This is a genomic window from Vibrio intestinalis (assembly GCF_025195085.2).
In the GTDB taxonomy this organism is placed as follows: Bacteria; Pseudomonadota; Gammaproteobacteria; order Enterobacterales; family Vibrionaceae; genus Vibrio; species Vibrio intestinalis.
In genome coordinates this window covers 64,029-73,622 of record NZ_JANAVY020000014.1, presented here as the reverse complement: position 1 = coordinate 73,622, position 9,594 = coordinate 64,029, and the positions used below count along the sequence as shown (strand labels likewise).

The following is a 9,594-nucleotide window of genomic DNA, read 5'->3' as shown; positions in this document are numbered from 1 at the left end:
CAAGATAAAGTATAAAGAAAGTCTTCCAGCGTCATTCCTAACAAGTTTCTCTCTGTAATCACCCTTAATTCGCTATCCTTAAATAATACCTATGTTCAGTGCACCTTAATTTTAATTTTATAAGGGGCATAATATGTCTAATCAAGTAATTGGTACCGTAAAGTGGTTTAACGAAACTAAAGGTTTCGGTTTTATTTCTCAACAAAATGGCGATGATTTATTTGTTCATTTCCGAAGTATTTTAGGCGATGGTTTTAAGAAGCTTGTTGAAGGTGATAAGGTTTCTTTTACTGTAGGTAAAGGGCCAAAAGGTCTTCAAGCTGAAAATGTAACGACTATTTAGTCTTACAGTTGAATTTTAACGACCTTGTCATGTTTGTGGCAAGGTCGTTGCTCTGACAAAGAGTTGTTTCAAGATAAAATATAAAGAAAGTTTTCCAGCGTCATCCCTAGCAAGTTTCTCTCTGTAATCTCCCTTAATTCTCTATCCTAAAAATAATACCTATGTTCAGTGCACCTTAATTTTAAATTTCTAAGGGGCATAATATGTCTAATCAAATAGTTAACAATGAGAATAGAATCAATAAAAACAATGCTATTCAAAATACAGAAACTTCAATCAATGAAAAAACACAAGTTAATAGCCTTCTCCAAAGAATTGCCAATGGTGAAAGTGGTGTTGTTTTGGAGGAAATACTTTGAGAAATAATGGTCGAAAGAAGATCTGGTTTAAGTTGAAAAAGTTCGAATCAAACACTAAAAAAACTAATTAAAATGATTATCCTGTTTGTAAAGGGTTGCCATCTGGCAACCCTTTCTCGTTTTATGCTTTAGACAAATTGTTTAACTAGAGATTAGCGTTATTGCCATCAGAGTAATATGAATATAGACGCCTATAGCTAAGCCTCTAACAAACTTAGGGGCATAAATGAGTTTGATGGCGCGATCCATCAGCCCACCCACCTTGAGCCTCGCTTTTTGGGAAGTGACAAATTATCTGGAAATTGGTATTCTAAAAACTCGAATTTTAGGAAAAATAGTCAAAAACTACTGTTTTTCTGGAAAAGGCTGAGAAGCCTTATCACACATACCTTTCCAGATTTATTTCAGAATCGACCTGTCGCGGTAGATTCATACCATGCGTTAATAAATACATGCGAAATAGGCTACTCAAATCGCCTGCTGTTGATTGAAATAATTTTGCAATCGATCATCAATAGCGCTGAGCTAGCGACCAAAAAAACACGCTAAAACTTTCGTTAGTTCTAGCGTGTTTTTTGTTAATAAAGCAATAGCTCTATCCTCACAATTATCAACAACAAATCAATATTTTAATCAAACAAACGCCTTGCATGTAACACGCTGCAAAAATAGTACTTTCGTGTGACCACACTCCCCGAACGCTTCATCTAACCGTGTTTGTAATATTCTGTTCAAGCTCAGAGCCTTAAAATAGATATGCATTAAACTCCACATAATAAGTCAGCAGGGCTGATGCGGTGGGGTTGATCTATTTAGGGAGAACCTCGATGAGCAAATGGACTCATTTATCTATTCGGACCAGAATTTACGTCACTTTTTCGTTGTTGACGTTATTGAGTATTTCAAGTGTTGCACTTTATCTCGGCTTTCATGATTACGATTTGCAAAAACGCACTTTAGTTGAAGAAACCATTCCTAAGCAGCTCGACAGTTTAGGCGCGAAGATCAGCAACTCGTTACTGCCATCCATTAACTACGCGATGGTACTTACTGAATCACTACGAGTAGCTGAGTGGCTTAATAAACCAGAACTTGTGGCTGACACCAGCAGCATTCAAACCAGCTTTAATGAAATCAAAGCTCTGTCCGATGCAGACATCCTATTTCTAACCGCACAAAGCGACTACGGGCAAGAGTACTACAGTGAAGCGTTTGGTGGCTTTAACCGCCAGCTATTAGCCGATTATGTGAATGGTAATTTCTACGGTGACTTTCTCAATACCGGTAAGAAGTACGAGCTGACACTAGATGAAGTTAACGGCGAAAACTTCTTGTTCATCAACTATCGCAGTAACGCGCTAAAAAGTGACTCAACTGAGCCGCTTGTCGTGGCTGGCCTTGGGGTTAACGTCAATGGCATGGTGACATTGGTGCAAACCCATAATGTCGGTCAACATGGCAATGCTCTATTGGTCGATGAATTTGGCCACGTCGATGTTCGCCCAGAACAAAGTATTATCAATGCTGACAACAGTGAGCAAGCACTGGCAGGCCTACTGGATAAAAGCCAAAGTTATCAAATAGAAACTCGCACCATTGATGGTAAAAGTTATTTTGTAGCTACCCATTGGGTTGAAACTGTTCAGCGCTTTGCGGTACTGGAAATCCCGACCTCTCAATTGATGGCCCCGATGTTAACCATGGCTTGGAAAACATTGTTTGTCGCTCTGATTGTCGGCGGCGTTGCAATGGCGATTATGTTCTTGCTAGTGCGCGCTTTAGTACAACCATTACAACAGCTCGCCCAAGGGATCGAAAAGGTCACTTCACAACTGGACCTCAGTCAGCGCATTGAAGTGGATGACGAAGCCGAGATTGGTGATGTCGCAAAGCAATTCAACCAATTGCTCGACACATTACGTCAAGCATTGTGCCAAGTGAAGGTCGCTACCAATCATTCGGCTCATTCCGCCGATACGCTCAAAGCAAATTCAGACCAAGTCAATTATGCCGCTGAACAGCAGCAAAGTTCGCTCGATAATATCGCGGCCACCACCCAGCAAATTAACGTCGCGTTAGATGGTTTAGCCAACTTCTGCTCTGAAATAAAAACCGTATCGCAAAGTGGTCAGCAATCTCTTATCAGCACACAGTCGGTAATGAACAGCAGTGTAAGCAGCACACAAGAGCTGCAAGCCAATATGGAGAAGAGCCAGCATGATTTGCATGAACTCAATATCCATACCGACCGCATCCTAAAAGTGTTGGAAGTGATCAGCGCTATCTCAGAACAGACTAACTTGCTGGCGCTCAATGCGGCGATTGAAGCGGCGCGCGCAGGTGAACACGGCCGAGGATTCGCGGTGGTGGCCGATGAGGTACGTAGCTTGTCGCAACGAACCCATACCTCGACAACGGAGATACAAGAGATCATCAATAGCTTAATGGCAGCTGCCGCCAATGTTACCGAGCAGATGAAAGCGATTTATGACAGCAGTGAGAGCAGCTTAGCCGAGCAACAGCAAGCCGCTGACTCTTTGGGCGAGCTACATGCCAATCTAAGTAAGTTATTCGACATGAACACTAAAATTGCAGAAGAGACCAGCACATGCAGTACTAGCCTGAACGCAATCAGTGGTGACATCGATAATATTGTTGCCCAAGGCCATCAGAGTGAAAACCTGCTTTCAGAGAGCAAATCAGCAAGCAATAAGATTGTTGATGCGATGCAAGGTCTAAGTAAAGAGGTCGATAACTTCAAAGGGGTTGCATAAACCAAACAAAACAGGTGGTGCGTTTAAACGTCCACCTGTTTTTAAACACCCATCAAATGACTTTACGAAGCGAACGCTCACTCAAAGCGATCTCGTCCATACCTCACTACCATCAATATCCCCAACATACAAGACAACAGCCCGTAAAAGGGTAGCTATTGATAATATTCAATGCCCTACATTGTGTGGTTTTCATCACTTTGCGATAAATTGCGCATTTTTTTCCTGTTTACGTCCGTTTACTTTTCCCAACTTAAATATAAAATCCATTTCAAATCATTGAGTTGAATAACTCATTTTATAAATAAAGGTTATGTACATGGATACGGTAAAAAATCAAATCAAATCTGCACCACCAATAATGAATAAATTTGGCACTTTAACTTACGCATTGATTGTTATTGGCTCTTTCTTGCCAGCAGTAACAATTAAGATGTGGGGCTCAACCTCATCAGTAACAGGTGCTGATTTTTATGGCTTTTTCATCGTATTGGTGATGTTAGCGGGCGCGGTATCGTGCGCGATGGGTCTACCAAAAATAGTTGCTAAAGGTCTGGGTGGACTTTGCTTGGCTTACCTTTACTACAACTTATACCAAGCATACCGTGAGCTTTCTCAGTTCGCAGACATGATGAGCGGTTTCGGCGGCAGCTCTAGCCGTGATTTTATTGGCATTCCTCCGGAAGTATTCAACGTAATCGATATCGGTTTCCCTGTACTACTGATTGGTTTTATCTTCTTAAATATTCTTATGTTTAAGAGCTACAAACTTCACCCTCGCTTTGAAGCACTAGACGTCGTTTTACAAGACTACTCCAACAAAGCCTCTGAGGTAGCAAAAGAGAAAACAGCACAAGTGAAACAAGCGAGCACAGAAAAAGCGGCTCAAATTCAAGAGAAAGCGAACGAAATTAAGCAAGAGCGCGCTGAAAAGCAGGGTTCAGAAGAGAATAAAGAGAACGACAAGTAACTCTACCTTCAAGGGGGCTGCAACTAAAATGAAGCAGCATAAACCTCTAAAATCAATCATGAAAAGCCGCTTTATGCGGCTTTTATTTTGTGCAGTAAGATCACATTTCTACCTGTAGCACAAAAAAACATATTAATGATTCTAACAATTAATATTTGCTATACACTGTGCGAAATATAATTATTCAACGACGTACAGTGAACTTTGGCGATAGTAAAACCGATGTCTATTACTTACTTTTAGACTTAGACACTCCCCAAAAACAAACCTATTTGCAGCAACTACAACAAGATAACCTTACGCTTTATAACGAGGTTATGCCTTTAGTTGCGGCTGAATCTGAGTCAGGTTTAACAGAGCTGATTGGCTTTCACCTCACACACTCTGTATCAAACTCGCACGATTACTCCAATCAACAAGTCGATAAATACCTAATCACCCATGAACTAGGGCGCGGTGGAATGGGTGTGGTGTACGCAGCAAGCCGTGCAGATAAAAGCTTTGAACAACAGTTGGCAATAAAGTTTTTGCATGGCGACTTAGCCAGAATATTTGATAAACGCTCTCTGTTCACTGAAGCACAAATGCTAGCCAAGCTAAATCACCCACATATTGCAAAAGTATTTGATGGTGGCGTTTATCAGGATCATGTTTACATCGTTATGGAGCAAGTTAATGGTGATAATCTTGAGGTTTTCCGCCAACAAAACCCACTGTCTCACCAAGAAAAATTACTGCTTCTTATCCAAATTTGTAGCGCTTTAGAGCACACTCATGGCCAAGGGCTTATTCATGGAGACCTCAAACCAGAGAACATATTGGTTGACGACTCGCATCACACTAAGCTGATTGACTTCAATCTAACTCAGCACCCCGGGCACCTGCTGGCTTTCAGCAAAGAATACGCAAGCCCAGAGCAACAAGCCGGAGAAAACTTGTCTTCCCGTAGTGATATATACTCACTTGGTAAGTTAATTGAGTGGTTATTTAACCATGATGAAGTGAAATCAGATATCAACGCGATTGTTAATAAGGCTTGCCGCCTACAATCAAGCGAACGATATCATTCGGTCTCACAGATAAAACAAGATTTACACAATGTTCTAACGTGCAAACCTATTTCTCTAAAAACAAACAACCTGCTCTACCGAGCAATGCGTTTATTTCAACGACACCCCATATCTTGTAGCTTGGCATTACTGCTGATGGTGTCTGGACTGGCTTTCACATCAGTCTTGATTGCGAAAAACCAACAACTGAGACAAGAAAAGCTGATTGCTGAAAATATGATGTTTGAAGTAACTAGCATGATGTTTCACTCAAAAAACCCCGCAGCTCAAGAGATGCCTTTAAGTGCGGTGTTAGATTTAACTCGCAGAAGAATTTTGTCGAACCCTAATATTCCAAAACATATAAAACAGAAGATGCTGTTAGCTATGATTACGCCAATAGAAAGCAAAGCAGCAAAACACGAACCAAACGCTAGTCATAAGAATAAATGAAAAAAACAGCCTATACCTCACTACTTGCACTTTCGGCCATAGCTACGAATACACCCGCTTTGGCTGGGGATGAAATACAAACTGGCTACTTTATTGATGCTCCTGTAACAGGCTTATTCTACAAAACCAGTTCAAACTTAACTGGTACTACAAACAAAGGAGCCTTTAACTTCAAACAAGGCGATGTCATTAGCTTTTACCTGGGTTCTAATGAAAACAGTTATCTACTAAGCCAGTTATCTAGCCAAAAAATCATTACCCCTACGCTTGCAACAACCAAACCTAGCCGCAGCATCAATATGACGCGATTACTGTTGTCATTAGATAGCACACCACAAGATCAACAAGAGATATTGTTAGTAAGTGATCTACTCTCCAGCCCTGAGTTTCAACGTAAATTACAGCACATCGACCTCAACACTCTGAGTCTTGAAGATGCAAAAAGCCTCCATGTTAACTTGGTATCTGCGAAACAAGCTGTAAACCATTTAAACCAAAGCCAAAAATACATTGAAGAACACTTTGCGTCTGATGAAATAATTTTTGCCCCGTTAAACAAACAAATGAGTAATATCATCATCAAGAAACGTGATTATGCGGGCCGAGTATGTGCTTATGATTTGAGGCTACGCAAACACCCTAAATACAACCCTCCTATTGGCAAGCTTCTTTACGAAGTCACTAGTAAAGAGGTTATCGAATACCCAAGTGTTGGTGACCATTTCAATGGCTGTAATTTAAAACCTTCATCAAATACAGAAACTCTTCATTGGCCGCTCAAAGAAATAGATGATTATTATGGCATCGTTGGCTGTGCAGCCGAAGGCTGCAAACGAAATGACCTAAATGGCTTTGCCATTGACGATTTTAACGACGATGGTGATTGGAAATATCGTTCATTGGCTATCAATTTTGACCCAACCACTCAATTATTGATGGAGAAAAGCCAAGGACTTGGTAAAACAGAGCATATTCACCATCAAAACAAATCTGAACAAATCTGGTTCACTTACCCTCTGACACATCATACTCAAGTTCCTTATGAAGGTGTCTGGAAACAAACGACTTATAAAGAAACTAAAGCGGAAGAAACATGCTTGCTGATTCATCAAGGGGAAGTAAAATCAGCTATACCGGATAACTCCGAGTGCCCCCAACAAATTTCTGACTACAAACAGGTGGTTACTCATAATTATTCGGACATGTGGTGGGTAACTAAAAATTCAAGTAAAGCCGCTATCGAGCAACTCAATATCGCCGTTCGTTGGTATCCCACAAACAGTGCAGCTCCAAAGCTTACTACATGGGAATACCTCCCCGCGGGAAAACACTGGGATCAAGGCATTCTTTATCGCTATCAGCAAACTGTATCTAAAAATCAAGATGGCTCAGATAAACTCGATACCCATACCATATCTGAATTCGTAAAAGTAAGCGGAGTACAAATTTAAAATGGCGTCATCATTAACAAACATCATTCAGCAGTGGCAAGCTGGCGACAAACAAGCCGAAAATAAACTCTACCAATTTGCTTACTTGCAACTTCGGAAAATAGCTCAACAAGAGAGAGAACGCTGCGCACGCAAACATGGCGATGAAAACAAAGTGCTATTAGATAGCGTCAATAGCACAACGGCACTTATCCATGACGCCTACTTAAAACTGGCACAATTCGATCTAAAAGAAGTTCGCTCACAACGAGAATTTTACTTGATGGCTGCAAAAGTTATGCGCCAAATATTAGTAGACAACGCACGATTTCAACTCGCAAAAAAAAGACAAAATGAAGAAGATGGAGAATTACAAAATCAGCATCATCAAGCATTTGAAGAACTGTTTGTAGTCGACCAAGCTCTAGATAACTTTAGCGTTCGTTACCCTCGTCAATCCAACGCTATCAAACTTAAATATCTCATGGGTTTAAAAAACAATGAAATTGGACAGCTGCTAGAGTGCAGCTCTAGCTTAGTGGAAAAAGACCTCAAATTTTCTCGCAGTTGGCTTCAAGCTCGGATGGCATAACGAACTAATGAAAAAGCACTACCTCATTGCAACAACTGCGGCCATAGCAGTCGCAGGTTGGTGCTTATTTCCTGCTGAAAGCCACACTGGCTCTGATTCATTGACCAATGTTGCAGAGAGCCCAGTAGCAACGGCTAATAAGAGCTTGGGAAACACCAATCACGTAAAAAACATGGCTAACTCTAGCTATGACGCTTCTAATTCTGAGGCCGAAAAAGAAGCGAATAACTCCGAACAACCATCAACAGAATTGTTACGCGGACAAGACGACCCAACACTGTATTCATTAGTTCAAACTGATTGGCAAAGCCAAACTGTAACTATAAATAGCGCATCCAGCTTATCCATCGATATCCAAAGCAATCAAAAACCGACAATAAACACAGATGCCCAATACCGAATCCAAAACGAAATTGATAAGTGGACACTGACTGCAGGTAGTCCCATCTCGTACTCCATTAATATTGCCGACTTGTTTGAAGATAAAGAAAACGATCTGCTATCAACCAGAGCGATAATAAGCAACGGAGACTTAAAATTATCAGGCTCAGGCTCTTTACTCTCTGTTACTGGGATTCCTAGCATATCTGCACGTCAGCAACAATTAAGCATTTCCGCAACCGACAACCAAGCTCAAGACAATCAATGGGTAACCGCCCAATTTCTTTTGCCATCATCAGAGTTACCAATAGCGGCAATAAGCCCACTTGAAGGGGACATTCTCTATCGTTTAGAAACCACTCAAAACTTCGCAGGACACCCAACTTATTATGAAGTGGTCTATTGTGAGGCGTTCAAGTTTACGAACCATGAAGTATACTTTGCAGCCGCTACCAACAAAACGCGATGCCCAGAAGTAGAAGAATTAGAACTCATTGGCCACTATGAGGTACAAGGGGATAACCTTAAAGTTACCAGTCAAAGATCTGCGTTTGACGCCCAACAAACTTGGATAATAAAAAAAAGCTACGATTCAGCTCAGCATCAAGGAGTAACAAATTACTTTGTCACTGTGCATGATGGGCAACATTATGAAAGCTATACCATACAAAAGCATCGCGCGAGCATGGAAAGAAGGATTAATGGGATTACGGGACAATACCCATATCAATATGATTGGCTAGACTACCTTATCCCTATAAACAGCGATGAATATCTATTAACCCAGGTCGGAAATTACATCTTCGACCATAAGCCTGATATTGCAGGCCCGAATGGCGAGACAACAGATTCAGATTTAAATATTCAAACTAGCAACCAAAGCTTACGCTGCCACCAAATTGCCCATTTATATCAAAATGGTGTGTTAGGCGGCCAAGGGAAATATGGCATTGAAATCATTTCTACGACAACGCCTAGTGATCCTAGCTTCAATATCGACTGCCTAGAATACGTCAGTAACCCTAGCACAGGTCAAACTTCACTAGCTTTTGACTTAACATATTCCCCCTTCGATGAGTTTGTTCCCGGTGAAGTATATAGCTACATTCTTAAACCAAAGCCGCAATTTGCCGATCGAATCGAAGAGTTAAAAATCAACCTAACTTACTCTGAAAAAAAACCTTAACAACAACCGCAAAAAAATAGAACTTTTTTTGCGGTTTTTTAATTGTTTTTCGTCCCT

8 protein-coding genes are annotated in these 9,594 nt (G+C 40.9%); all 8 read left to right on the top strand.

Translation table 11 applies throughout. From position 1 onward, the window contains the following. Nucleotides 1–133: 133 nt before the first annotated feature. Nucleotides 134–343, top strand: coding sequence for a cold-shock protein (locus MU515_RS15895; protein WP_005379008.1), 210 nt, complete (start codon nt 134–136; stop codon nt 341–343). Nucleotides 344–546: 203 nt separating this feature from the next. Beyond that, entirely contained in the window at nt 547–702 is a 156-nt protein-coding gene (locus MU515_RS15890) for a hypothetical protein (protein WP_180954045.1), read from the top strand. Between the two features lie 827 nt (nt 703–1,529). Continuing rightward, nucleotides 1,530–3,476, top strand: a complete 1,947-nt coding sequence (locus MU515_RS15885; protein ID WP_260261376.1) for a methyl-accepting chemotaxis protein — start codon at nt 1,530–1,532, stop codon at nt 3,474–3,476. Between the two features lie 319 nt (nt 3,477–3,795). Then, the gene (locus MU515_RS15880; protein ID WP_260261375.1) at nt 3,796–4,446 is read left to right on the top strand and encodes a hypothetical protein; all 651 of its coding nucleotides are present in this window, start codon (nt 3,796–3,798) and stop codon (nt 4,444–4,446) included. Between the two features lie 197 nt (nt 4,447–4,643). Then, nucleotides 4,644–5,948 (top strand): serine/threonine protein kinase, encoded by a 1,305-nt coding sequence (locus tag MU515_RS15875; RefSeq protein ID WP_260261400.1) that lies wholly within the window; start codon nt 4,644–4,646, stop codon nt 5,946–5,948. Further along, nucleotides 5,945–7,399 (top strand): chromosome partitioning protein ParA, encoded by a 1,455-nt coding sequence (locus MU515_RS15870; protein ID WP_260261374.1) that lies wholly within the window; start codon nt 5,945–5,947, stop codon nt 7,397–7,399. The genes MU515_RS15875 and MU515_RS15870 overlap by 4 nt, the downstream gene beginning before the upstream one ends. A gap of 1 nt (nt 7,400) precedes the next feature. Continuing rightward, complete coding sequence (locus MU515_RS15865) at nt 7,401–7,970, top strand: ECF-type sigma factor (protein WP_260261373.1); 570 nt, start codon at nt 7,401–7,403, stop codon at nt 7,968–7,970. 7 nt (nt 7,971–7,977) lie between these two features. After that, nucleotides 7,978–9,537 carry a hypothetical protein gene (locus MU515_RS15860; protein ID WP_260261372.1) on the top strand — a complete coding sequence of 520 codons (1,560 nt, stop codon included), beginning with the start codon at nt 7,978–7,980 and terminating at the stop codon, nt 9,535–9,537. Nucleotides 9,538–9,594: the final 57 nt, after the last annotated feature.